Origin of the sequence: Aeromicrobium duanguangcaii (assembly GCF_024508295.1) — a bacterium.
Classification (GTDB): Bacteria; Actinomycetota; Actinomycetes; order Propionibacteriales; family Nocardioidaceae; genus Aeromicrobium; species Aeromicrobium duanguangcaii.
In genome coordinates this window covers 2,396,696-2,419,761 of sequence record NZ_CP101990.1, presented here as the reverse complement: position 1 = coordinate 2,419,761, position 23,066 = coordinate 2,396,696, and the positions used below count along the sequence as shown (strand labels likewise).

The 23,066-nt window shown below is 71.6% G+C and carries 23 protein-coding genes; 14 read left to right on the top strand and 9 right to left on the bottom strand.

What is annotated here, in order from left to right:
• Positions 1 to 19: 19 nt before the first annotated feature.
• Positions 20 to 826 (bottom strand): DNA-formamidopyrimidine glycosylase family protein, encoded by an 807-nt coding sequence (locus tag NP095_RS11990; protein WP_232418665.1) that lies wholly within the window; start codon positions 824 to 826, stop codon positions 20 to 22.
• Entirely contained in the window at positions 819 to 5,348 is a 4,530-nt protein-coding gene (locus NP095_RS11985) for an ATP-dependent helicase (RefSeq protein ID WP_232418666.1), read from the bottom strand. Before NP095_RS11985 ends, NP095_RS11990 begins: the two co-directional genes overlap by 8 nt.
• Positions 5,349 to 5,452: 104 nt before the next feature.
• Between NP095_RS11985 and NP095_RS11980 the strand changes: the two genes are divergently transcribed.
• Positions 5,453 to 6,442 (top strand): DUF3048 domain-containing protein, encoded by a 990-nt coding sequence (locus NP095_RS11980; protein WP_232418667.1) that lies wholly within the window; start codon positions 5,453 to 5,455, stop codon positions 6,440 to 6,442.
• A gap of 15 nt (positions 6,443 to 6,457) precedes the next feature.
• On the opposite strand, the gene NP095_RS11975 is transcribed toward NP095_RS11980, so the two are convergent.
• Positions 6,458 to 7,219 carry a MerR family transcriptional regulator gene (locus NP095_RS11975; RefSeq protein WP_232418668.1) on the bottom strand — a complete coding sequence of 254 codons (762 nt, stop codon included), beginning with the start codon at positions 7,217 to 7,219 and terminating at the stop codon, positions 6,458 to 6,460.
• Between the two features lie 48 nt (positions 7,220 to 7,267).
• On the opposite strand from NP095_RS11975, the gene NP095_RS11970 reads away from it, so the two are divergent.
• The 5 genes from NP095_RS11970 to NP095_RS11950 all read left to right on the top strand — a co-directional run bounded on the left by NP095_RS11970 (position 7,268) and on the right by NP095_RS11950 (position 11,692).
• Positions 7,268 to 7,819, top strand: coding sequence for a YqgE/AlgH family protein (locus NP095_RS11970; RefSeq protein WP_232418669.1), 552 nt, complete (start codon positions 7,268 to 7,270; stop codon positions 7,817 to 7,819).
• A gap of 54 nt (positions 7,820 to 7,873) precedes the next feature.
• Positions 7,874 to 8,149 (top strand): DUF3039 domain-containing protein, encoded by a 276-nt coding sequence (locus NP095_RS11965; RefSeq protein WP_187411506.1) that lies wholly within the window; start codon positions 7,874 to 7,876, stop codon positions 8,147 to 8,149.
• Positions 8,146 to 9,837: a DEAD/DEAH box helicase gene (locus tag NP095_RS11960; protein WP_232418670.1), complete on the top strand. Its 1,692-nt coding sequence runs from the start codon at positions 8,146 to 8,148 to the stop codon at positions 9,835 to 9,837. The genes NP095_RS11965 and NP095_RS11960 overlap by 4 nt, the downstream gene beginning before the upstream one ends.
• Positions 9,838 to 9,902: 65 nt before the next feature.
• On the top strand, positions 9,903 to 10,868 hold the full coding sequence (locus NP095_RS11955; protein WP_232418671.1) for an alpha/beta hydrolase: 966 nt from the start codon (positions 9,903 to 9,905) through the stop codon (positions 10,866 to 10,868).
• Positions 10,865 to 11,692 carry an oxygenase MpaB family protein gene (locus NP095_RS11950; protein WP_232418672.1) on the top strand — a complete coding sequence of 276 codons (828 nt, stop codon included), beginning with the start codon at positions 10,865 to 10,867 and terminating at the stop codon, positions 11,690 to 11,692. The genes NP095_RS11955 and NP095_RS11950 overlap by 4 nt, the downstream gene beginning before the upstream one ends.
• A 96-nt stretch (positions 11,693 to 11,788) precedes the next feature.
• On the opposite strand, the gene NP095_RS11945 is transcribed toward NP095_RS11950, so the two are convergent.
• The gene (locus NP095_RS11945; RefSeq protein ID WP_232418673.1) at positions 11,789 to 12,820 is read right to left on the bottom strand and encodes an aminotransferase class V-fold PLP-dependent enzyme; all 1,032 of its coding nucleotides are present in this window, start codon (positions 12,818 to 12,820) and stop codon (positions 11,789 to 11,791) included.
• 54 nt (positions 12,821 to 12,874) lie between these two features.
• Between NP095_RS11945 and NP095_RS11940 the strand changes: the two genes are divergently transcribed.
• The gene (locus NP095_RS11940; RefSeq protein WP_232418674.1) at positions 12,875 to 13,903 is read left to right on the top strand and encodes an LLM class flavin-dependent oxidoreductase; all 1,029 of its coding nucleotides are present in this window, start codon (positions 12,875 to 12,877) and stop codon (positions 13,901 to 13,903) included.
• 7 nt (positions 13,904 to 13,910) lie between these two features.
• Here NP095_RS11940 and NP095_RS11935 read toward each other — a convergent pair whose 3' ends face one another.
• Positions 13,911 to 14,477 (bottom strand): isochorismatase family protein, encoded by a 567-nt coding sequence (locus NP095_RS11935; protein WP_232418675.1) that lies wholly within the window; start codon positions 14,475 to 14,477, stop codon positions 13,911 to 13,913.
• A 1-nt stretch (position 14,478) separates the two neighbouring features.
• Positions 14,479 to 15,771: a nicotinate phosphoribosyltransferase gene (locus NP095_RS11930; protein WP_232418676.1), complete on the bottom strand. Its 1,293-nt coding sequence runs from the start codon at positions 15,769 to 15,771 to the stop codon at positions 14,479 to 14,481.
• A 61-nt stretch (positions 15,772 to 15,832) separates the two neighbouring features.
• On the opposite strand from NP095_RS11930, the gene clpS reads away from it, so the two are divergent.
• Genes clpS through NP095_RS11900 form a run of 6 tightly spaced genes read left to right on the top strand, consistent with a single transcriptional unit; the run spans position 15,833 to position 19,474 of the window.
• The gene (gene clpS / locus NP095_RS11925) at positions 15,833 to 16,129 is read left to right on the top strand and encodes an ATP-dependent Clp protease adapter ClpS (RefSeq protein WP_232418677.1); all 297 of its coding nucleotides are present in this window, start codon (positions 15,833 to 15,835) and stop codon (positions 16,127 to 16,129) included.
• Positions 16,126 to 16,689 (top strand): DUF2017 domain-containing protein, encoded by a 564-nt coding sequence (locus NP095_RS11920; RefSeq protein WP_232418678.1) that lies wholly within the window; start codon positions 16,126 to 16,128, stop codon positions 16,687 to 16,689. Before clpS ends, NP095_RS11920 begins: the two co-directional genes overlap by 4 nt.
• Before the next feature lie 60 nt (positions 16,690 to 16,749).
• Positions 16,750 to 17,229 carry a Mov34/MPN/PAD-1 family protein gene (locus tag NP095_RS11915; RefSeq protein WP_187411502.1) on the top strand — a complete coding sequence of 160 codons (480 nt, stop codon included), beginning with the start codon at positions 16,750 to 16,752 and terminating at the stop codon, positions 17,227 to 17,229.
• Positions 17,229 to 17,507, top strand: a complete 279-nt coding sequence (locus NP095_RS11910; protein ID WP_232418679.1) for a MoaD family protein — start codon at positions 17,229 to 17,231, stop codon at positions 17,505 to 17,507. Before NP095_RS11915 ends, NP095_RS11910 begins: the two co-directional genes overlap by 1 nt.
• 2 nt (positions 17,508 to 17,509) lie before the next feature.
• On the top strand, positions 17,510 to 18,457 hold the full coding sequence (locus tag NP095_RS11905; protein ID WP_232418680.1) for a PLP-dependent cysteine synthase family protein: 948 nt from the start codon (positions 17,510 to 17,512) through the stop codon (positions 18,455 to 18,457).
• Between the two features lie 39 nt (positions 18,458 to 18,496).
• Positions 18,497 to 19,474, top strand: coding sequence for a ribose-phosphate diphosphokinase (locus NP095_RS11900; RefSeq protein ID WP_232418681.1), 978 nt, complete (start codon positions 18,497 to 18,499; stop codon positions 19,472 to 19,474).
• Positions 19,475 to 19,482: 8 nt separating this feature from the next.
• Here NP095_RS11900 and NP095_RS11895 read toward each other — a convergent pair whose 3' ends face one another.
• Positions 19,483 to 19,920 carry a MarR family winged helix-turn-helix transcriptional regulator gene (locus tag NP095_RS11895; RefSeq protein WP_232418682.1) on the bottom strand — a complete coding sequence of 146 codons (438 nt, stop codon included), beginning with the start codon at positions 19,918 to 19,920 and terminating at the stop codon, positions 19,483 to 19,485.
• 52 nt (positions 19,921 to 19,972) lie between these two features.
• On the opposite strand from NP095_RS11895, the gene NP095_RS11890 reads away from it, so the two are divergent.
• Positions 19,973 to 20,389: an organic hydroperoxide resistance protein gene (locus NP095_RS11890; RefSeq protein ID WP_187769265.1), complete on the top strand. Its 417-nt coding sequence runs from the start codon at positions 19,973 to 19,975 to the stop codon at positions 20,387 to 20,389.
• 100 nt (positions 20,390 to 20,489) lie between these two features.
• On the opposite strand, the gene NP095_RS11885 is transcribed toward NP095_RS11890, so the two are convergent.
• Together NP095_RS11885 and NP095_RS11880 are read right to left on the bottom strand one after the other, a co-directional pair.
• Positions 20,490 to 21,710, bottom strand: coding sequence for an MFS transporter (locus NP095_RS11885; RefSeq protein WP_232418683.1), 1,221 nt, complete (start codon positions 21,708 to 21,710; stop codon positions 20,490 to 20,492).
• Complete coding sequence (locus tag NP095_RS11880) at positions 21,707 to 23,038, bottom strand: GH1 family beta-glucosidase (protein ID WP_232418684.1); 1,332 nt, start codon at positions 23,036 to 23,038, stop codon at positions 21,707 to 21,709. The genes NP095_RS11885 and NP095_RS11880 overlap by 4 nt, the downstream gene beginning before the upstream one ends.
• Between the last annotated feature and the right edge of the window lie 28 nt (positions 23,039 to 23,066).

Genomic DNA, 23,066 nt, shown 5'->3' with positions numbered 1-23,066 from the left:
CGATTCTGGGTGGATAACGCTACACATCTCGCCCGCCGGAGGCGGGTTGGCAGGTGGGGCACCAGTGGACGCGGCGTTCCTGGGTGAGGGGGCCGAGGGCGGTCTCGCGGATGATGGTGCCGCAGCGGCGGCAGGGGCGGCCGGAGCGGCTGAAGACCCAGTGCAGCTCGCCGGGGCGGAGGCTGCCGGTGAAGGAGCGCTCGATCCGGTCGCGGTTGGCGCGGATCAGCTTGACCCCGCGGTCGAGGATGCGCTCGACGTCGACCTCGCCGACCGGGGTGCGCGGGTCGACCGCCGAGAGGTAGAGGGTCTCGTTGACGAACTCGTTGCCGAAGCCGGCGACCCTGCGCTGGTCGTGCAGCGCCACGAAGACCGGCAGGTCGGGGTCGCGGCGCAGGTTGGCCAGGGCGAGGTCGCGGTCGAACGCTGGGTCGAGGACGTCGGGCCCGAGATGGCCGACGGCGGAGGCCTCGTCCGCGCGCGGCAGCACCTCGACGATACCGAGGCTGAAGCCCACGGCGACCCACTCGTCGGTGCGCAGGATCGCCCGCACCGTGTGGGCGGGGCGGCGCAGGCCCCCGCGGCGCAGGGTCGCCGGTCGGTAGAGGTGCCAGGAGCCCTCCATCTTCAGGTGCGAGTGGATGGAGTGGTCGTCGGTGCGCATCAGCAGGTGCTTGCCGACGCTGACCACCTCGCGCAGGACCTCGCCCGCCAGGTCGACGGTGGCGTAGCGAGGCACCCGGAACTCGGTCGCGGTCAGCACGCGTCCCGCCAGCGCCTCGTTCAGATGGTGGGCGGTGCGCCAGACGGTGTCGCCCTCAGGCATCGAGCCGCAGTCCCTTGAGGTGGGCCTCGAACCCCGCCGCGGCCAGGGCCTGTCCCAACGGTGTCGACGCGACGGGCTCACCGTCGGCGGTCTGGACGGTGAGCCGGCCCAGCCGCCCGCGCCGGACCGTCTGGACCAGGGACTCGGCCGCCGCCGTGAGCGCCGCGGGCTGGTCGGTGAACGTGAGCGCCGACTTGCCGCCGCGCTCGAGGTACAGGACCGCCCGCCCGTCGTGGATCACCACGAGGGATCCCGCCTTGCGCGCCGGCCGGTGGCCGTCGGCGCCGCGACCGGGCCACGGCAGGGCCGCTCCGAACGGATTGGCGGGATCGGTGGCCGCGAGCGTGACAGCGGGGGAGTCCGCCGGTTCGTCGTCGTCACGGACGAACGACCGCAGGCGATCCACGACTCCCGGCGCTGCGAACTGCGCGGCTCCCAGCGAGTCGACGAAGTAGCCCCGCAGTGCCGAGCCGTTCTGCTCCATCTCGCGCAGGACGCGATAGGTCGCCGCGAACCCGCCGGGAGTCTGCTCGGCCTGGACCGACCCGCGGGTGACGACGCCGTACCGGTTGAGCAGCGTCTCGGCGCGAGCGATGTGCTCGGCCGTGGTCTGACCGCCGAGAGGAACAGAGAACCAGCGCCCCGAGGCGATCGGCGGGACGACGGCACGCGGCGCGCGCATCCGGCCGCCGATCATCCGGGCTCGGGGCGCCTGACGGCGGGTGCGGTGCGCACCGCCTCCGGCCACGAGGCTGCGGACGGGAGCGAACGTGTCGTTGCTGACCTGGCCGCTCCAGACCAGCTCCCAGAGCGCCTCGACCAGACCTTCGCGCTCGGTGCCGACGATCCGCGAGGCCAGCTCGCTGAACAGCCACGCCCCGGAGTCGCCGAGCACCTCGAGCAGACGGCCGGCGGTCGAATCGGCGCCGGCCTCGACGAGATCGCCCGTCGGGAGTCCCGGGGTGTCGCCGGGCAGCAGCCGCACCCAGCCGTCGCGTCCGGGCAGCGTGCCGGCGCCGGTCCAGGTGACCTCGCCCGCGGTGGTCAGCTCGTCGAGCATGGCGGGGGAGTAGTCGCTGACGCGCGAGGGCAGAACCAGCGACTCCCACGCGCTGGCGGGCAGGGCGGCGCCGGCCAGCTGCTCGACGACGGTCAGCACGCCGTCGGGTCCGCGCAGCCGCGAGCCGACGTGCTGCCACGACGGCAGGAACCGGGCGAAGGCCGCCGCGTCGACCGGCTCGACCTGCTGGCGCGCCGCGGCCAGGGAGCGGTTCCGCAGCCTCCGCAGGACCTCGGAGTCGACCCACTCGGTGTCGCCCGAGGCGACCGGCAGGAACTCGCCGCGGGTGACGCGGCCGACGTCGGAGAGCCGTTGCAGGGCATCGCGCACGACGGCCGGACCGAGGGCCAACCGCGCGGCGACGGACTCGGTGGTGAACGGTCCATGGGTGCGGGCGAAGCGCGCGACCAGCTCGCCGAGGGGATCGGGACCGGGTGCGAGATGCGCCTCGGCGATCCCGAGCGGGAGTGCCGTGCCGAGTGCCTCGCGCAACCGACCGGCGTCCTCGACCGCGGCCCAGCGCAGCTGCCCGCCGACCTGCACCTCGACCACGCGGCGCGACTCCCGCAGCTCCTTCAGCCAGGCACCGGTCTCGAGTCGCGCGTCCGGGAGCGTGCGCTCGGCGACCTCGTCGGAGGTCAGGGGACCCAGCAGTCGCAGCAGGTCGGCGACGCCCTCGAGGTTCTTGGCCTGGCGCTCGGGAACGAGCCGCTGCAGCTCGGCCTCGGTCTGCTGGACCACCTCGGGATCGAGCAGCTCGCGCAGGTCGGCGCGGCCGAGCAGCTGCCCGAGCAGCTCGGGATCGAGGGTCAGCGCCGCGGCTCGCCGCTCGGCCAGCGGCAGGTCACTGTCGTAGAGGAAGGCGCCGACGTAGCCGAACAGCAGGCGCTGGGCGAACGGCGAGGCGTTGTCGGTGCCCACTTCGACCAGCGCGACCTCTCGGGAGCGCAGGCGCCGAGCCAGGGTCATCAGGGCAGGCAGGTCGTAGACGTCCTGCAGGACCTCGCGCGCCGTCTCGAGCAGGATCGGGAAGTCGGGGTACTTGCGGGTGACGTCGAGCAACATCGCCGCGCGACGACGCTGCTGCCACAGCGGGGCCCGGGCGCCCGGGTTGCGACGCGGAAGGAGCAGGGCGCGGGCGGCGCACTCGCGGAACCGCGCAGCGAACAGGGCCGATCCGCCGACCAGCTCGGTGACCTGGGACTCGAGGTCCTCGGGATCCTCGAGGTCGAACAGGTCCGCGCCGGGCGGCTCACCGGTGACGTCCGGCACCCGGGCGACGATGCCGTCGTCGGAGGCCACGACCGCCCCGTCGACGCCGAACCGCTGCTCGATCCGTCGCCCGACGACGAGGGCCCACGGAGCGTGCACGGCCCGGCCGTAGGGGGACAGCAGCACCAGCCGCCAGTCGCCGACCTCGTCGCGGAACCGCTCGACGACCAAGGTGGTGTCGGTCGGCAGCTGGCGGGTCGCCTCGACCTGGTCGGTGATGAGGGCGGCGAGGTTGGCGACGGCGTAGGCGTCGAGCCCGACCTCCTCGACCCGCGCCCGCTGCTTCGCCGGCGACAGCGCGCTGAGCTCGCGCAGGAACGCGCCCATCGCCTCGCCCAGCTCGTAGGGGCGCCCGACCGCGTCGCCGCGCCAGAACGGCAGGCGCGCGGGCAGTCCGAACGCGGGCACGACGATGACGCGGTCGGAGGTGATCTCCATGATTCGCCAGCTGGTGGCGCCCAGGGCGATCACGTCGTTGATGCGCGACTCGTAGACCATCTCCTCGTCGAGCTCGCCGACGCGCCGCCCGGCGGTGCCCTCCTCGCCGGCCAGGACGACCGAGAACATGCCGCGGTCGGGGATCGTGCCGCCGCTGGTGACGGCCAGTCGCTGGGCGCCGGGGCGACCCGTCAGCGTGCCGGCCACGCGGTCCCACACGGCGCGCGGCCGCAGCTCGGCGAACTCGTCGGAGGGATAGCGCCCGGCGACGAGGTCGAGGGTCGCCTCGTAGGCGGCGTGCGGCAGGGTCGCGAAGGGCGCCGAGCGCCGCAGGGTCTCGAACCAGGCCTCGACGTCGATCGGCTCGAGCGCGCACGCGGCGACGGTCTGCTGGGCCAGCACGTCGAGCGGGTTCGCGGGCACGGACAGGCGCTCGATCCGGCCGGCCAGCATCCGCTCGACCGTGACGGTGGTGGAGAGCAGGTCATGGCGGCCGGTGGGGAAGACCAGCCCGCGGGAGACCTCACCGACCTGGTGGCCGGCGCGGCCCACCCGCTGGAGACCCGAGGCCACCGAGGGCGGCGCGGACACCTGGATGACCAGGTCGACCGCGCCCATGTCGATGCCCAGCTCGAGGCTGGACGTGGCCACGACGCAGCGCAGCCGGCCGGACTTGAGGTCGTCCTCGATGAGGGCGCGCTGTTCCTTGCTGACCGAGCCGTGGTGGGCCCGCGCCAGCACGGGCTCGGTGCCCAGGGAGATCCCGGAGAGCCCGCCCATGTGCGCCGGCTGCCGGGTGGCGGGCTCGGGCCGTTGGCCGGTCTCGCGCTCGACCCAGACCTCGTTGAGCCGCTGAGTCAATCGCTCGGCCACGCCGCGGCTGTTGGCGAAGACGATGGTGGTGCGCGCCGCCGATATCGCGTCGACGATCGCCTCCTCGACGTGCGGCCAGATCGTGCCACCGGCGTCCTTCGGCTCGTCGAGGCCGCGGGCGGCGCTGCCCTCGCGCGGCCCCCCGTGGCGCGGCGGCATCTCGGTGAGGTCCTCGACCGGAACCCGCACCGACAGCTCGAGCCTCGACGGAGCCTCGGGGGCCACGACCTCGACGGGAGCGCGGCCGCCCAAGAATCGCGCGACCTCGTCGTGGGGACTGACGGTGGCCGACAGGCCGATCCGCTGGGCCGGCTTCTCGAGGAGGTCGTCGAGCCGCTCGAGCGAGACCGCAAGGTGGGCGCCACGCTTGGTGCCGGCCACGGCGTGGACCTCGTCGACGATGACGGTGTGGACCCCGCGCAGCATCTCGCGCGAGGCCGAGGTGAGCACGAGGAACAGCGACTCGGGCGTGGTGATCAGGACGTCGGGCGGATGCGACTGCAGCCGGCGCCGCTCGGTCGGGGGAGTGTCGCCCGTGCGAACGCCCACGGTGACGGGAGCCAGCTCCTGGCCCAGCCGCGCGGCGACCCCCGAGATTCCCACGAGGGGCGACCGCAGGTTGCGCTCGACGTCGACCGCCAGCGCCTTGAGCGGCGAGATGTAGAGCACCGACGTGCCCTCGGGCTCGACGTCGCGATCACGGTGCAGCAGTCCGTCGATCGCCGACAGGAACGCGGCGAGCGTCTTGCCCGAGCCGGTCGGTGCGACGACGAGCGTGTGCCGACCCCGCTCGATCGCCTGCCAGGCGCCCGTCTGGGCGGGAGTGGGCCCGGCGAACGACTCGTCGAACCACGTGGTGGTCGCCTCGCCGAAACCCATGGACCCATGGTGGCACCGAGGTCCGACAGGGGCCCCGCGAAAGGGAGACCGACGACACCTCCCCGCGCGCCGGATCGTGACCCCGCCTCAGGCATGCTGGGGGTATGAAGTTGCGGATGTTGTCGGTGACCTGTGCCCTCGTGCTGACCCTGGGGGCGTGTTCTGGCGGAGACGAGAAGAGCTCGCCCGACCCCAAGGAGCCGAACAAGGGTGACGCGGGCCAGATCGTCGCGGTCAACCCGCTGACCGGCGCCACGATGAACAAGACGCCGGCGAACCCGGTGTTCGTGGTCAAGGTCGACAACACCGCGGCGTCGGCGCCGCAGGAGAACATCGACCGCGCCGACATGGTCGTCGAGGAGACCGTCGAGGGTGGCGTCACCCGCCTCGCCGCGCTCTACTACTCGTCGCTGCCCGACGTGGTCGGCCACGTGCGCTCGATGCGCGCCACCGACATCGGCATCGCCAAGCCGGTCCGCGGCCAGATCGTCGCCTCCGGCGGAGCCGGCCGCACGATCTCGCGGATCAAGAAGGCCGGCATCACGATCCACTCGCAGGACGCCGGCTCGCCGGGCCTGTCGCGCGACTCCGGCTACGCGCCGTACAACGTCGTGGTCGACCTGCCGAAGCTCAACAAGTCGGCGAAGGACAAGCAGCCCGAGCGCCCCTACTTCCAGTGGGCCGACGCCGGCGCCCCCGCGCTCAAGGGCCCGCAGGTCTCGACGGCCAGCGTCGCCTTCTCGCGGACGCACACGACGAACTGGAAGTTCGACGGCAAGGTCTGGAAGCGCACCAACGGCACCAGCGACAAGGAGTTCGGCGCCAAGAACCTCGTGGTGCTGTGGGCCGACGAGAAGGATGCGGGCTACACCGATCCCGCCGGCAACCCCGTGCCCGAGACGGTCTTCGACGGCAGCGGCAAGGCCGTCGTGCTGATCGGCGGCACGCGCGTCAACGCGAAGTGGAAGAAGGCCAACAACGCCTCGACCATCGTCCTGACCACTCGCGACGGCAAGCCGCTGCAGCTGCCGCGCGGCAAGACCTGGATCGAGCTGCTGAGCAAGCGTGAGGCAGGCGCCGTCACCATCAAGTGACGGCCTGGTCGCGCGTCAGGAGGACGGCTGGTCGCCCCCGGCCAACTCCTCCAGCTTGTGGCCGATCTCGGTCTCGATGGCCTGACGCAGCACGCTGCGGAACATCGAGACGACGACCTGGCTGGCGATGGGGATCAGCCGGTCGATCTTCTCGAACACGACGGGCCACTCCTCCTGGGGCAGGCCCGCGTCGAGGAACGGCTGGACCACGTCACGCGTGACGTGGTGGACGAAGCGGTCCGAGACCTGCTCGAGGTGCTCGCGCATGTGCGGGACGATGTCGACGACGCTGTCGGGGCTGAGTCCGATCGCCACGGCGGCCGCGCCGGGCCGGACGACGCCCGGCTCGAGCATGCGGATCGTGTCCTCGTCGACCTTCTCCAGCAGGCCCAACTCGGTCATGCGGTCGAGCAGCTCGTGGTCGGGCCCCACGCCCGAGAGCGACGCCAGCTCGGCCCGCCCGATCAGCTCGGTCGGGTCCTCGTCGTCCTCGACCTCGAAGATGCTGATGAGGTCCAGGGCCACGTTCGAGGCCGTCGAGGGGGACTTCAGGATCGCGTCCTCGATCGCGGCGAGCGTGAAGCCGCGGCCCAGCAGCGTGCGGATCAGGACGAGCCGCTGCAGGTGCTTCTGGGTGTAGTAGCCGGTGCGACCCTCGAGCCGGGGCGGGTCGATCAGGCCTCGCGTGGAGTACGCGCGGACGTTGCGCACCGTCATCCCGGCCCGCTCGGCGAGTACGTCGACGGTGAACTCCTCGTCGCGCTCGGCGTCGGCCATGAGCGGCAGTCTAGATCAGGACCGGCCCGCGTCAGGCACTATGGGGGTATGGCATCGGTACGCGGCCAGTTGCTGGTCGCCACGTCGGCGATCGAGGCGGGGCCCTTCTGGCGCAGCGTCGTGTACGTCCTGGACCACGACGAGGACGGCGCGCTGGGCGTGATCGTCAACCGCCCCATGGAATCGGACGTCGACGAGGTGCTGCCCGACTGGGGCGAGGTCGCCAACGCGCCGGGCCGCCTGTTCGAGGGCGGGCCGGTCGGGATGGACTCGGCGCTGGCCGTGGGAGTCGTCACCGACGTGTCGGTCCGTCCCGTCGGATGGCGCCAGACGGCCGGTCGCGTCGGGCTGGTCGACCTCGACGGACCCCCGCCGGCCGGCGGCGAGCTGCTCGGCCTGCGGGTCTTCGCCGGGTACGCCGGGTGGTCGCCCGAGCAGCTCGAGGCCGAGATCGAGGCGGGGGCGTGGCTCGTGCTGCCCGCGCAGGACGGCGACCTGATCTCGCCGATTCCCGAGCTGCTCTGGAACGAGGTGCTCCGGCGCCAGCGCGGCGAGGTGCGGTTCTGGGCGAACCTTCCCGATGATCCCGGCCTGAACTGAGATCGTCTGCGAGGACCGGCCGAACTCGTCGGGTCCGTCGCCTAGGATGGGGGCGTGGGATTCTTCGGCCGCGGTGCCCAGACCGTTTCAGACGAGCGCACGGAACAACGCCTCGACAACGGCGATCACGAGCGCTTCAGCCACTACGTCCCGAAGGACAAGCTGACCGAGGCGATGGTCATGGGCACGCCCGTCGTCGCCCTGTGCGGCAAGGTGTGGGTCCCCAGTCGCGACCCGCAGCGCTTCCCGGTCTGCCCCGAGTGCAAGGACATCTGGGAGAACTTCAAGCCCGGCGACGACGAGGGCTCCGGGAGTGACTCCGACCAGTGAGTGCCGGCCTGCCACTGCGGGCCTGGCAGCGTGAGGCGTTCGAGCAGTACGTCCGCACGCAGCCCGCTGACTTCCTCACGGTCGCCACGCCCGGCGCGGGCAAGACCACCTTCGCTCTGACGATCGCCGCCGATCTGCTGCACCGCCGCATCGTCGAGCGCGTCGTGGTCGTCACCCCGACCGAGCACCTCAAGACCCAGTGGGCCCAGGCCGCCGCCCGCTCCGGCATCGCGCTCGAGCCCAGCCTCAACGGGGCGCTCGGCGCCCGTTTCGACGGCTACTGCGTCACCTACGCGGGCCTGGCCACCAACCCGGTCGGCCACCGCGTGCGCATCGAGCGCAGCCGCACCTTCGTGATCCTGGACGAGGTCCACCACGCCGGCGACGCCCTCAGCTGGGGCGAGGCCGTGCTGGAGGCCTGCGAGCCGGCCATCCGCCGTCTGTCGCTGACCGGCACGCCGTTCCGCTCCGACGACAACCCGATCCCGTTCGTCACGTACGCGCCGGTCGGGGACGGGTCGATCTCGAGCGTCGCCGACTATGCCTACGGGTACGGGGAGGCCCTCAAGGAGGGCGTCGTCCGGCCGGTGCTGTTCATGGCGTACTCCGGTGAGATGCAGTGGCGCACCAGCGCCGGTGACGAGGTCTCGGCCCGACTCGGCGAGCCGCTCACCCGCGACCAGACCGCCCAGGCCCTGCGCACCGCGCTCGATCCGACGGGCTCATGGGTTCCCGCCGTGCTCGAGGCCGCGCACAAGCGCCTGATCGAGGTGCGCCGCGACATCCATGACGCCGGCGGCCTCGTGATCGCCAGCGACCAGACGTCGGCACGTGCCTACGCCTCGGTGCTCAAGGAGCTGACCGGGCAGGCGCCGACCCTCGTGCTCTCCGACGAGACCGGCTCGAGCGCCCGCATCGCCGAGTTCGCGGCCGGCAACGACCCGTGGATGGTCGCGGTCCGCATGGTCAGTGAGGGCGTCGACGTCCCGCGCCTGGCCGTCGGTGTCTACGCCACCACGATCGCCACCCCGCTGTTCTTCGCGCAGGCCGTGGGCCGCTTCGTCCGTGCCCGTCGCCGCGGCGAGACCGCCTCGGTGTTCCTGCCCAGCGTCCCGGGACTGCTCAAGCTGGCCGCCGACCTCGAGGCCGAGCGCGACCACGTGATCGGCCGGCCCGTCCACGACGAGGGCGACCTGTTCGCCGCCGAGGAGGCGCTGATCGCCCGCGCCAACGCGTCCGAGGGCGCCAGCGACGAGCTGGGCAACCAGTACGCCGCGATCGGCAGTGAGGCCTCGTTCGACCGGGTGGTCTACGACGGCGACGAGTTCTCGCCGATCGACTACGAGATGGTCGCCGGCGACAGCGACGAGCTCGACTTCCTCGGCATCCCGGGCCTGCTCGAGCGCGACCAGGTGGCCGAGCTGCTGCGTGGCGCCCGCAACCGCAAGCGCGCCGAGGCGCCCGCGCGGGCCGAGGCCGATGTCGAGTACGAGCGTCGCGCCGAGCTGCGCCGCCAGCTGAACTCCCTCGTCGCGGCGTGGCACCACCGCACGGGCACGCCCCACGGCGTCACGCACAACCGACTCCGGCAGGAGTGCGGCGGACCGCCGGCCGCCCAGGCCACCACGGCCCAGCTCCAGCACCGCATCGACGTGCTGCGCGACTGGGCGCTGCGCGCCTCGGGTTGATCCGCGCCTCGGACGAAAGTACTCAGGGTGTGTCCCCGGTCACAGCCAAGCCCTAGGCTGACCGCGTGAGTGCCCCACTGCCACTGCGCACGAAGATCTTCGCCACCGTCCTGCAACGCCTCGCCACGCCCGTCGAGGAGGCCACGGACCACGCGAAGCTGCGCGCCGAGCGTGTCCGGCTGGGCCAGACCCTGCCGGGCCGCATCGTCTTCGGCGCTCCCGACCGGCGTGCTCGGGCCGAGGAGATCGAGATCCCGCTGCGGGGGCGCACCCTGCGCGCCGTGGTCCACCGGCCGACCGGAGTCGGAGGGAAGCGGCCGGTCATCGTGAACTACCACGGCGGCGGCTGGGTGCAGGGCAGGCCCGAACAGTCCGCCTGGCTCGCCTCCCGGGTGGCGGCGGGCAGCGGTGCGACGGTCGTCTCGCCGTCCTACCGGCTCTCGCCGGAGCATCCGTTTCCGGCGGCCGTCGACGACACGTGGGAGGCCCTCGGCTGGATCGCCGACCGGGCCGACGCGCTGGGACTCGACGTCGACCGGATGGCCGTCATGGGTGACAGCGCCGGCGGCAACCTGGCCGCCGTCGCGGCCCAGCGCTCGGTCAATGAGGGCGGGCCGCACCTGCGGGCGCAGGTGCTCATCTACCCGGCGGTGGAGATGTACGAGACGTTCGCCTCGGAGCTGCGGATGCCCGACGAGGCGGTCCTGACGTCGAAGAACATGAGCGCGTTCGCGCACCTGTACCTCGGCGACGCGTACGGCACGACGGACCCGCGCGCCTCGCCGCTGCGGGCCACCTCGTTCGACGGGCTGCCGCCGGCGTTCATCCTCACGGCCGACCACGACCCGTTGCTGGACAACGGCGTCCACTACCGCGAGGCATTGAGACGGGCCGGGGTGCCCGTGCGCTATCGCGAGTACGCCGGGACGGTGCACGGCTTCCTCAGCCTGCCGGGCGTCGTGCCGGGGGCGGAGCAGGCGGTCTCGGACATCATCGACTTCGTCGCCGCGCGCGTCGTGGTGCCGGCATGAGCCGTCGCGTCCGGTCGGCCGGCCTGGACCCCGAGGCCGACTACGAGGAGATCGTGCGGCTCTTCGGCCAGTACGACTTCCCGTGGGACCTCGAGCAGGCCCTGAGCTTCGCGCTCTTCCGCACGTACGCCGTGCCGTCCATCGGGCGCCTGCTGTACGACACCGGCCAGTTCACGACCGACACCCAGCGCCGTCACGACGACACCGCACTGCTGCTGGCGGAGATGGTCGAGCAGGGGCTGGAGAGCGAGCCGGGCCGGTCCGCCGTCCGGCGGATGAACCAGATGCACGGCCGCTACGACATCAGCAACGACGACCTGCGGTACGTGCTGGCGACCTTCGTCGTCATGCCGAACCGGTGGATCAACCGGTACGGCTGGCGCCGCACGACGTCCGTCGAGGACACCGCGGGCGTCGCCTACTACCTGCGCCTGGGCCGGCTGATGGGCATCCGCGACCTGCCGCGGGACCTGGCCGGGTTCGAGCGGCTGCTCGACGACTACGAGGCCGTGCACTTCGTCTTCGACCCGAAGTCGCGCGCGGTGGCCGACGCGACGCTGGCGTTGCTGACCACGTTCTACCCGCGGCCGCTGGCGCCGGTGGTGCGCCGTTTCAGTGTGGCGATCATGGACCCGCACCTGCGGACGGCGTTCGGGTACGACCACCCGCCGGCCTGGTTCGAGCGCGCGTCCCACGGCGCGCTGCGTCTGCGCGGGCGCGTCGTTCGTCTGTTCCCGGAGCGCCGGACGCCGCGCAGCGTGCGGGACTCTCGGCGGATCCGCAGCTATCCGGGCGGTTTCCTCATAGAGAACTTGGGCACCTAGGGGCTCGCCTTTTCACAGAAACTGTGCAAACGTACAACTCAGGGTTCCACATGGGAGTGATGCCCGGTCCTGCAGCCTTCCCCGCGGGACCGGGCATCACGCATTCAGGGCCTCGACGACGCGATCGAGGTCGTCCTCGGTGTTGTAGAGGGCGAAGCCGACCCGCGCCGCCCCCTGACGCACCGAGGCGCGCAGGCCGGCCTCCTGGAGCCGGATCGCCGCGTGCTCGATCGGGATCGAGACGATCGGAGACGCTCCCGGCGTCAGCCCCAGAGCGGTTCGGGCCCGGTCGGCCAGTCCGAGACAATGCGCGGTGACCGCGTCGATGTCCAGGGACGCGATCCACGTCAGGCTCGCGGCGGCGCCGACGACCGGGAACCACGCGGGGGAGATGTCGAACCGGCGGGCGTCGTCGGTCAGCCGCAGCGGCAGGCCGTAGGTCGTATCCCACGGCGCACCGCCGGCATAGCGGTTCGCGTGGTGCGGCACGATCCGGGCCAGGAGACGGTCCGAGTAGGCCGCCCACGCGATCCCGGTCGGGCTCAGCAGCCACTTGTAGGTCGAGCTCACGACGACATCGGCCCAGGCGAGGTCGAGGCTCAGCCATCCGAGCTGCTGCGTCGCGTCGAGGATCACGATCGTGTCGGACCCCTCCGTCGCCGCGCGCAGCGCCGCGAGGTCCACCCGGGCTCCGTCGGCGGACTGCACGGTGGAGACGGCGACGACGTCGTGATCGGGCGCGGCCTCGACCAGGCGATCCAGCGGCACCTCCGTGACGGTGACGTCACGCCCGTGGTGCGCCGCGAAGGGGAAGCTCACGGAGGTGAACTCGCCCTCGGGGACCAGCACGCTGGCGCCGTCGTTCAGGCAGGAGGCCACCGGTCCCAGCAGGGCCGCGACCGACGCGCCCATCGTCACCGACGCGACCGGGACCCCGGCGATGCGGGCGAAGGCCTCCCGGCCCGCCGCGATGTCGGCATCGAAGTCCGCGCCCGTGACGGTGCCCGCGGCCCAGCCGCGGTGGACCCGCTCGACGGCGTCGACGGTGACCTTCGGCGGCAGTCCGTAGGCGGGCGTGTTCAGGTAGCCCTCGGGTCCGGTGAACGTCGCTCCGAATGCTTCGCGCATCCTCCGACGCTAGCGCGCGGGAATCCTCACGCGCTCGGTGTCGTTGAGACCGGTATGAAGTTCTCGGTCCTGGATCTCGTCCCTGTTCGCACCGACCAGACGACGGGAGACGCCGTCGCCGCGGCCACCGACCTGGCCCGCACGGCCGACCGGCTCGGCTTCGAGCGGTACTGGGTCGCCGAGCATCACAACATGCCGGCCGTCGCGGCCGCGTCGCCGCCGGTCCTGATCGCGCTCCTGGCCGCCGCGACCGAGCGCATCCGGGTCGGCTCGGGTGGCGTGATGCTGCCCAACCACGCCCCGCTCGCCGTCGCCGAGCAGTTCGCCATCCTGGAGGCCGCTTTCCCCGGCCGCATCGATCTGGGCATCGGTCGCGCCCCGGGCTCGGACCCCGTCACCTCGTGGGCCCTGCGCGGCGCCGCGGGCCGTGACGACTCCGACATCGCCAAGTTCCCGCAGTACCTCGACGACGTCGCAGCCCTGATGGACGGCCGTGGCGTGCGGGTGCCGATCCCGAACCAGCAGTACATCCTCAAGGCCACGCCCGCTGCCGTCAGCGCGCCGCAGCTGTGGCTGCTCGGGTCCTCGATGTACTCGGCCCATCTGGCCGCCGCCAAGGGCCTGCCCTACGTCTTCGCACACCACTTCGCTGGCCGGGGCACGGCGGAGGCCCTGGCTGTCTACCGCTCGGAGTTCCAGCCCAGCGACATCTGTGAGCGCCCCACCACGTTCCTGACGGCGAACATCGTCGTCGCCGAGACGGCCGACGAGGCGACCGCACTGGCGCTGCCGAACCTGCAGAACATGGCCCGCCTCCAGACCGGCAAGTCCCTGCTGCCGATCGACCTGGTCGAGGACGCCGAGCAGCTCGAGCTCGATCCGGGCATGGAGTCGCTCGTGGACTCCGGACTGGCCCGCATGGTGGTCGGCGATCCCGACACCGCCCGCAAGGAGCTCGAGGCGCTGGCCGCGGAGTTCGACGTCGACGAGGTCATGCTGCACCCGGTCGCGTCGGCCCGCCGCGGCGCCGACCCGCGCACGACGCCGGGCCGCGTGCGGACGCTGGAGCTGCTCGTCGGCTGAGCCGGGGTCAGGAGGCCGTGACGGTGCTGATGCCCGCCGCGGCCCACTCCTGCTGCACCCGGTTGAGACTGTCCGGCGCCACGGCGGCGGTCAGGTCACCCAGCACGGTGACCTTGAAGCCCTCGCCCGCGGCGTCCAGGGCGGTGGCTCGCACGCAGTAGTCCGTGGCGATGCCGCACACCGCGATCTCCGTGACGTCTCGGCCGCGCAGGAAGTCGGCCAGGGCATGCCCGTCGGCGTTCCGGCCCTCGAAGCCGGAGTAGGCGGCCTCGTACTCGCCCTTGTCGAAGATCGCGGCGAACAGGTCGTCGCTCAGGGCCGGGTGCAGGTCGGCGCCGGGCGTGCCCACGACGCAGTGCGGCGGCCAGGAGTCGACGAAGTCCGGCTCGTGGCTGAAGTGGGAGCCCGGGTCGATGTGGTGGTCACGGGTCGCGATCACCAGGTCGTAGTCCTGCCGGGCGATGAGCTCGGCGACGGCGTCGGCGACCGCCGAGCCGCCCGTGACGGCCAGCGAGCCGCCCTCACAGAAGTCGTTCTGGACGTCGACGACGAGCAACGTGCGTGGACCGCTCATCTCAGCCCTCCTCGAAGATGGTCGGGATGGCGGGGTCGCCTTTCGAGAGGCGCCTCGCGGCGGCGGGCAGTTCGCCCAGGGATGCCTGCAGTCGCTCGCGGGCATCGTGCAGGGTCGCGTCGTGGACGCGCTTGCCCTGTTCGACGAGTGGGACCATCAGCTCGCGGTCGTCACCGTCGTCGCGCGGCGTGATGTCGATGCCGATGACCTCGGCCTCGGCGACGCCCTTGTGGTTCAGCCGACGCAGCGCCGTCTTGCGGCCGCCGACCGACGCCTTGTCCTTGCTCTTCTTGGCGACGCCGAGCATCGTGCCGTCGCTCGACTCGCGCGCGACGAGCTTGTAGACGAAGCCGCTGGTGGGGGAGCCCGAGCCGGTGACCAGCGAGGTGCCGACGCCGTAGCCGTCGACCGGAGCGGCGGCCAGCGCGGCGATGGCGTACTCGTCCAGATCGCTCGTCACGGTGATCTTGGTGTCGGTGTTGCCTGCGGCGTCCAGCTGGGCGCGGGTGGTGCGGGCGACGTCGCCCAGATCGCCGGAGTCCAGGCGCACGCCGCCCAGCGTCGCGCCGCCGACCTCGATCGCGGTGGCGACGCCCTGGGGCGTGTCGTACGTGTCGACCAGCAGGGTCGTCTCGGCGCCGAGCGACGCGACCTGCGAGGCGAAGGCGTCGCGCTCGGTGTCGTGGACGAGCGTGAAGGCGTGGGCGGCGGTGCCCGCGGTCGGGATCGCGTACCGGCGGCCGGCCTCGAGGTTCGAGGTGGCGGCGAAGCCGCAGATGTACGCGGCTCGCGCCGACGCGACGGCCGCCTCCTCGTGCGTGCGCCGGGTGCCCATCTCGATGCACGGGCGGTCGCCGGCGGCCAGGGTCATCCGCGCCGCGGCCGAGGCGATGGCCGAGTCGTGGTTGAGGATCGACAGGATCAGCGTCTCGAGGATGACGCCCTCGCCGAACGTCGAGTCGATCCGCAGGACCGGCGAGCCCGGGAACCACAGCTCGCCCTCGGGGTAGCCCCAGATGTCACCCGTGAAGCGGTAGTCGGCGAGCCAGTCGCAGGTCGCCTCGTCGACGACGCGCGCCGAGCGCAGGAACTCGATCTCGGCGGGATCGAAGCGGAAGTCGGCCAGCGCGTCCAGGACCCGGCCGGTGCCCGCCACCACGCCGAACCGACGTCCACCGTGGAACCGGCGCCCGAACACCTCGAACACGCTGCGCCGTTCGGCGGTGCCGTCGGCCAGCGTGGCCTGGAGCATCGTCAGCTCGTAGTGGTCGGTGAGCAGCGCGGTCGACACCATGGACTCAGCGTAGGTCCACGGTGACCTTCGTGCGCCGGACCCGGGCAGGCACAATGGTGGCGTGAGCACCCCCACCCCCGTCGAGACCGAGCAGCCGGAGGCCGACCTCGTCATCCAGCTCGAGGACCCGTGGGTGACGATCGTCTGGAACGACCCGGTGAACCTGATGTCGTACGTGGCGTTCGTCTTCCGGACCTACTTCGGCTACACCGAGGAGAAGGCGCACCAGCTGATGCTCGCCGTCCACGAGGAAGGCCGCGCCGTCGTCTCCAGCGGGCGCCGCGAGGAGCAGGAGCGCCACGTCCAGGCGATGCACGAGTACGGCCTGTGGGCGACCCTCGAGCGGAGCGACGCATGAAGCCCTTCCGCCGTCGCCGCCGCGGCACCGTCACCGCGACCTTCGAGCTCAACGAGGCCCAGCTCCTGGTGAACCTCGCCAGCCAGGTCGTCGAGCTGCTGCAGGACCGCAACGGCCCCAGCGAGTCCGAGCCCGACCCGCTGGCGCAGATGATCGGGATGACCGGGCCGGCCCTGCCTCCCGAGGATCCGGTGCTGGCCCGGCTGCTGCCCGATGCCTACCGCGACGACCCGCAGGAGTCCGCGGAGTTCCGTCGCTTCACCGAGCAGTCCCTGTCGTCGGGCAAGGTCGCCAACGCCCACGTCGTCATCGAGAGCCTCGAGGACGGCGGTCTCGACGTCGGCGCCAAGCACGTCGAGGTCGAGCTCGACGAGCCGCAGGTCATGGCCTGGCTGCGAGCGCTCACTGACATCCGGATCGCCCTGGCCGTGCGGCTGGGGATCGAGACCGAGGAGGACGCCGAGCGCCTCGCCGAGTCCGACGACGAGGCCACGCTGGCGATGGGCGACGTCTTCGACTGGCTCGGCTACGTCCAGGAGACCCTGGTCAACGTCGCCTGACCCGTCCGTCCAGCGGATGGGTCGAGGGGCCGCGGGCCCTGCTCGATAGACTGGGGCACTGTGTTGACCATCCTGCGCGAGCACGTCGAGGCGATCGTCGCCCACGCACGCCGCGACCACCCCGACGAGGCTTGTGGCGTCATCGCCGGGCCGATCGGGTCCGACCGCCCCGAGCGGCTGATTCCGATGCTCAACGCCGCGATGTCGCCCACGTTCTACGAGTTCGACTCCGGCGACCTGCTGAGGCTCTACCGCGAGATGGACGACAACGACGAGGAGCCCGTCGTCATCTACCACTCGCACACGGCCACCGAGGCCTACCCGTCGCGCACCGACGTCAACCTCGCCGGCGAGCCCGGCGCCCACTACGTGCTCGTGTCCACCCGCGACGGCGCCCACGAGGCCGGGCCGGTCGACTTCCGGTCCTACCGGATCGTCGACGGTGAGATCACCGAGGAAGAAGTTCGCGTCGTGGATCGTTACACCGAAGACAGCACGACTGCCGCCGAGGCAGCCCCCCGAACCGAAGGTGACAACTGATGGCCGTCGAGGTCCGCATCCCCACGATCCTGCGCCCCTACACCGGGGGTGAGCGCGCCGTCGACGCCGACGGCGCCACCCTGTCCGCCCTGATCGACGATCTGGAGTCGAACCACGAGGGCCTCAAGGAGCGCCTCCTCGAGGACGGCCAGCTGCGCCGCTTCGTCAACGTCTACGTCAACGACGAGGACGTCCGCTTCACCGGTGGTCTCGAGACCGCGCTCTCCGAGGGCGACACCGTCGTCATCCTGCCCGCGGTCGCGGGCGGCGCTGCCTGAGCATGCGCTACGACTCGCTCGTCGACTCGGTCGGTCACACGCCGCTGGTCGGACTGCCGAACCTGTCGCCGAGTGACGACGTGCGGCTGTGGGCCAAGCTCGAGGACCGCAACCCCACCGGCTCGATCAAGGACCGCGCGGCGCTGTCGATGATCCTGGCCGCCGAGGCCGACGGGTCGCTGACTCCCGGCTGCACGATCCTCGAGCCGACCAGCGGCAACACCGGCATCTCGCTGGCGATGGTCGCGCGTCAGCGCGGTTACCAGCTGATCTGCGTCATGCCCGAGAACACGTCGATCGAGCGGCGTCAGCTGCTGACGATGTTCGGGGCCGAGATCATCAGCTCGCCGGCCGCCGGCGGGTCCAACGAGGCGGTGCGCGTGGCCAAGGGTCTCGCGGCGGAGCACCCCGACTGGGTGATGCTCTACCAGTACGGCAACCCCGCCAACGCCGAGGCGCACTACCGCGGCACGGCGCCCGAGCTGTTCGCGGACCTGCCCGAGATCACGCACTTCGTCGGAGGGCTGGGCACCACCGGCACCCTCATGGGCGTCGGGCGGTTCTTCCGCGAGCACCGGCCCAGCGTCCGCATCATCGCCGCCGAGCCGCGCTACGGCGAGCTGGTCTACGGGCTGCGCAACATCGACGAGGGCTTCGTTCCCGAGCTGTACGACGCGTCCCTGATCGATTCACGGTTCTCGGTCGGGCCGCGTGACGCGGTGCGCCGCGTGCGCGAGCTGATCGACCGCGAGGGCGTCTTCGCCGGCATCTCGACCGGCGCGATCCTGCACGCGGCTCTGGCGCAGGCCGCCAAGGCGGTCAAGGCCGGCGAGCGCGCCGACATCGCGTTCGTCGTGGCCGATGCCGGCTGGAAGTACCTGTCGACGGGGGCGTACGAGGGCACGATCGACGAGGCGGAGGACCGCCTCGAGGGTCAGCTCTGGGCATGACCTGTTCATGGCTCGCCGCGACCCGTTAGCCTTCGATTCGTGAGTGACATCGTGGTCTTCTCGGGAAGTGCCCACCGCGCCCTCGCCGAGGAGATCTGCAGTCATCTCGGCGTGCCCCTGAGCCGTTCGGAGACGACGCGCTTCAGCAACGACTGCCTGCAGGTGCAGTTGCTGGCGAACTGTCGCCAGCGAGACGTCTACATCGTCCAGCCGCTGGTGCCCCCGACGCAGGACCACCTGATGGAGCTGCTGCTCATGGTCGACGCGGCCCGCGGGGCCTCGGCGGCCTCGGTCACGGTCGTGATCCCGCACTACGCCTACGCGCGCTCGGACAAGAAGGACGCCTCGCGCATCTCGATCGGCGGCAAGCTGGTCGCCGACCTGCTGGCCACCGCCGGCGTGAACCGCGTCGTCACGATGACGCTGCACGCGCCCCAGGTGCACGGCTTCTTCTCGGTGCCGGTCGACCACCTGACCGCCTTGGGCGAGCTCGCCGACCACTACCGGGCGCAGGACCTCTCGAACGCGATCGTCGTCTCGCCGGACTTCGGCAACGCCAAGACGGCCTCGCAGTTCGCCCGCCTGCTCGGCCTGCCCGTCGCGGCCGGCAGCAAGCAGCGCAAGGCCGATGACAAGGTCGTGATCGACACGATCGTCGGCGACGTCGCGGGCAAGCGCGCGATCGTGCTCGACGACGAGATCGCCACGGGCGGCTCGATCATCGAGCTGATGGACAAGCTCAAGGAGTTCGGCGTCACCGAGGCCTCCGTGGCCTGCACCCACGGCCTGTTCGCCGGCAAGGCGGTCGAGCGGCTGCGCTCGCACCCGGCCATCACGGAGGTCGTCACCACCGACACGGTTCCCGCGCCGGCCGACTGGCCCGAGCTCAAGGTCCGCTCGGTGGCCCCGCTGTTCGCCGAGGCGATCGCCCGCATCCACGCCGGTGAGTCCGTCTCCAGCCTCTTCGACGGCGTCGATCCGGCGCACGCCCCGCCGCAGCCCAAGCTGCCGCTCTGACCTCTGCGTCAGTGCTCCAGCTCGGCCAGCAGATGGTCGAGCAGGCTCCGCAGGGCGTCGCCGTCGGCCTGCTCCAGTCCCATGCCCTGCGCCAGCCGCAGGGGGACGTCCGCGACGCGCGGCCGCAGCGCCCAGCCCTGGTCGGTGACCGACACCAGCACTCGTCGCTCGTCGGCCTCGTCGCGCGATCGGGTGACGAGGCCCGCAGCCGCCAGGCGCTTGAGCAGGGGAGTGAGGGTTCCGGAGTCCAGGTGCAGCCGGGCGCCCAGCTCACCCACACTGAGCGGCTCATCGGCGTCCCACAGCGCCAGCAGGCACAGGTACTGCGGGTACGTCAGGCCGACCTCGGCGAGCAGCTCGGTGTACCGCCGCGTCACGGCGCGCGAGGCGGCGTAGAGGGGCAGGCAGAGCTGTCGGTCGAGTGCGAGCTGCGGGTAGTCGTCCACGTCGCCATTCTATCTGTTGCTCGATTGAATTGCGCGCAATAGTGTTGGGGACATGAAGCCTCTCTACACCGCCAGCGCCGTTGCCACCGGAGACGGCCGCAACGGCCACGTCGAGTCCGTCGACGGCATCCTGTCCACCGATGTCCGCACGCCGCAGGAGATGGGCGGACCCGGGGGTGCCACCAACCCCGAGCAGCTGTTCGCCGCCGGCTACGCCGCCTGCTTCCACTCGGCCCTGCGCCTGGTCGGCCAGAAGTCCGGCGCGGACGTCTCCGACTCCGAGGTGGTCGCCGACGTCTCGATCGGTGACAACGGCGAGGGTGGCTTCGGCCTGGCCGTCGCCCTCGAGGTGACCCTGCCGAAGGCCAGCCGCGAGGAGGCCCAGAAGCTCGTCGAGGCCGCGCACCAGGTGTGCCCGTACTCGAACGCGACCCGCGGCAACATCGAGGTCACGCTCTCCGTCGCCTGAGCCCCGGCCCTCTCTCTCTCTCTCTCCACTTTTGGAAACGGATCCACGTCGTTGAGTCGTCTTGACGTGGATCCGTTTCCAAAAGTGGGGGAGGGGGCGGTCAGCGCACGCCGCGGATCCGGACGACGGCCACCGCGCCGACCAGCCCGATGACCCCCGCCGTCACGTACAGCGTCGTGTAGCCGCCCAGCCAGAGCACGATCGGCGCGGCCAGCACGGGGGCGATCACCTGCGGCAGCGCGTTCGCGATGTTGATGACGCCCAAGTCCTTGGCGAAGCCGTCCTCGTCTGGCAGGACCTCGGTGATGATCGCCAGGTCGACCGCCAGGAACGCGCCGAACCCGATGCCCAGCACCACGGCGGCCACGAGCACTCCGGGCCAGGTCTGCCAGAACGCCAGCATCAGCGCCGCGGCGGCCATGATGACGCCCGCCCAGATCACGAAGACCTTGCGGCGCTCGACGTGGTCGGACCACCGCCCGGCCAGCACCGCCGAGATCGCGACCACCACGGAGTTGAGCGCGATGACGACGAAGACGCCGCCCTCGGGATCGTCCACGCGCACGGCGTCGGTCAGGAAGTACAGCAGGTACAGCGTCGCGATCCCGTTGCCGAGATTGACGACGAAGCGGGTCAGCCACGCCCAGGCGAAGTCGGGACTCTGGGCGGGCGAGATCCAGAACGATCGCACGAACGACCCGAGCACGAAGACCGGTCGCTCGACGATCGGCTCGTCGTGGCTCCGCGCGAGGTAGGGCACCGCGCTCAGCAGCAGGAAGACCATGCACGCCAGGTAGCCGCCGCGCGTCCCGCCGAAGGCGATCGCCAGTCCCGCACCCACCAGGATCCCGAGAGTCTGACCGAGCCCGACCAGCCCGCCGGCCCAGGCGCGCTGGGCCACGGGGACGCGATCGGGCACCGTGGCCGTGATCGCCGCCAGTGCGGCGTTGACCGAGGCCTGGACCAGGCACCAGCCCACGACGACCTGCCAGAACGCGGTCGCGCCCGCCAGGATCGTCAGGCCCACGGCGCCCACCACGGACCCCGCAGTGACCCACGGGACGCGCCGGCCGAAGCGACCCTGCGTGCGGTCGGACAGCGCTCCGAACAGGGGATTGGCCACCATCGAGATCACGGCGCCGATGCCCGTGACGACCGCCAGCGCGGTCTCCTTGTTGTCGCCGACGATCGCCTCGGTCTGCTGGGGCAGCAGGACCGCCAACGGGCCGAAGAAGGCGACGTACGTGCCGAGATTGACCAGTCCCACCGAGAGCAGCCATGGCAGCCGAACCGGTGCCAGGCGTTCGACGGGTGTGCTCACCGTCGACCCTTCTGCGCCGCGATCAGCTGCCGGTACCAGTGGAAGGAGTCCTTGGGGATCCGCTCCTGGGTGTCGTAGTCGACGTACGTCAGCCCGAAGCGCTGGGAGTAGCCCTCGGCCCACTCGAAGTTGTCCATGAACGACCAGTGGAAGTAGCCGCGCACGTCGACGCCCGCGTCCATCGCCTCGTGCAGTGCGGCCAGGTGGGCCGCCGTGTAGTCGATGCGGCGCTGGTCCCGCACGCGTCCGCCGGCGTCCGGCTCCTCGTTGAAGGCTCCGCCGTTCTCGGTGATGAGGATCGGCGGCAGCGCGTCGCCGTAGCGCTCGCGCAGGTCCACGAGCATCTGCGTGAAGCCGTCGGGGAGGATCGGCCAGCCGAAGTCGTTGTACTCCAGGCCCTCCGGGGTGACCATGTCGAACGGGACGGCAGAGCCCGGCGGTGCCGCCGCGATGTACTGCGGGTTGTACGAGTTGATGCCCAGGAAGTCGACCGGCTCGCTGATGATCGCCAGGTCTGCGTCCTCGACGACCGGGTCGACGATCCCGGCCAGCGGCCACGTCCCCGTCAGGATCGGGTCGAGGAAGGCGCGGTTGTAGACCAGGTCGAACAGCGCGGCGGCGTCGAGCGTCTCGGGGGAGTCGTCGATCGGACGCACCTGCGTGTGGTTGTTGGCCGGCCCGACGAGCGTGGCGCCTGCGGCGCGCAGGGCCTGCACCGCCTTGCCGTGGGCCAGCAGCTGGTGCCAGGCGACCTGCATCGCGTCGAACCCGAGCTCCTTGCCCGGCGCGTGGACGCCGATGCCGTGGCCCAGCAGCGTGAAGATGACGGTCTCGTTGAGCGTGAACCAGCGGGTGACGCGGTCGGCCAGCCGCTCGCCCACGACGTGGGCGTAGTTCGCGAACGCGTCGGTGATCGCGCGGTTCTCCCAGCCGCCCGCGGCTTCGAGCGCGAGCGGCGAGTCCCAGTGGAACAGCGTGGCGCTGGGCTCGATGCCGTGCTCGAGCAGGGTGTCGACGAGCCGGTCGTAGAAGTCCAGGCCGCGTGACTCGACGCCCGAGCCGTCGGGCTGGATGCGCGGCCACGCGATCGAGAAGCGGTACGCATCCACGCCCAGGTCGGCCATGAGCGCGACGTCGTCGCCGTACCGCCGGTAGTGCTCACAGGCGGCGTCGCCGGTGTCGCCACCGAGCGTGCGCCCCGGCGTGTGGCTGAACTGGTCCCAGATCGACGGCCCGCGTCCGTCGGCGTCCACGGCGCCCTCGATCTGGTAGGAGGCCGTCGAGACGCCCCAGAGGAAGTCGCCGCCGAAGTGAGGTACGTCACTCATGGGGACATCCTGCCCCAGCGCGGTTCCG

Coding starts and splice junctions, on each gene's coding strand:
- NP095_RS11905 (WP_232418680.1), top strand. CDS start 17,510: ATGCGCTACGACTCGCTCGTCGACTCGGTCGGTCACACGCCGCTGGTC.
- NP095_RS11930 (WP_232418676.1), bottom strand. CDS start 15,771: ATGGTGTCGACCGCGCTGCTCACCGACCACTACGAGCTGACGATGCTC.
- NP095_RS11990 (WP_232418665.1), bottom strand. CDS start 826: ATGCCTGAGGGCGACACCGTCTGGCGCACCGCCCACCATCTGAACGAG.
- NP095_RS11940 (WP_232418674.1), top strand. CDS start 12,875: ATGAAGTTCTCGGTCCTGGATCTCGTCCCTGTTCGCACCGACCAGACG.
- NP095_RS11935 (WP_232418675.1), bottom strand. CDS start 14,477: ATGAGCGGTCCACGCACGTTGCTCGTCGTCGACGTCCAGAACGACTTC.
- NP095_RS11945 (WP_232418673.1), bottom strand. CDS start 12,820: ATGCGCGAAGCATTCGGAGCGACGTTCACCGGACCCGAGGGCTACCTG.
- NP095_RS11920 (WP_232418678.1), top strand. CDS start 16,126: ATGAAGCCCTTCCGCCGTCGCCGCCGCGGCACCGTCACCGCGACCTTC.
- NP095_RS11970 (WP_232418669.1), top strand. CDS start 7,268: ATGGCATCGGTACGCGGCCAGTTGCTGGTCGCCACGTCGGCGATCGAG.
- NP095_RS11880 (WP_232418684.1), bottom strand. CDS start 23,038: ATGAGTGACGTACCTCACTTCGGCGGCGACTTCCTCTGGGGCGTCTCG.
- NP095_RS11950 (WP_232418672.1), top strand. CDS start 10,865: ATGAGCCGTCGCGTCCGGTCGGCCGGCCTGGACCCCGAGGCCGACTAC.
- NP095_RS11910 (WP_232418679.1), top strand. CDS start 17,229: ATGGCCGTCGAGGTCCGCATCCCCACGATCCTGCGCCCCTACACCGGG.
- NP095_RS11980 (WP_232418667.1), top strand. CDS start 5,453: ATGAAGTTGCGGATGTTGTCGGTGACCTGTGCCCTCGTGCTGACCCTG.
- NP095_RS11985 (WP_232418666.1), bottom strand. CDS start 5,348: ATGGGTTTCGGCGAGGCGACCACCACGTGGTTCGACGAGTCGTTCGCC.
- NP095_RS11975 (WP_232418668.1), bottom strand. CDS start 7,219: ATGGCCGACGCCGAGCGCGACGAGGAGTTCACCGTCGACGTACTCGCC.
- NP095_RS11890 (WP_187769265.1), top strand. CDS start 19,973: ATGAAGCCTCTCTACACCGCCAGCGCCGTTGCCACCGGAGACGGCCGC.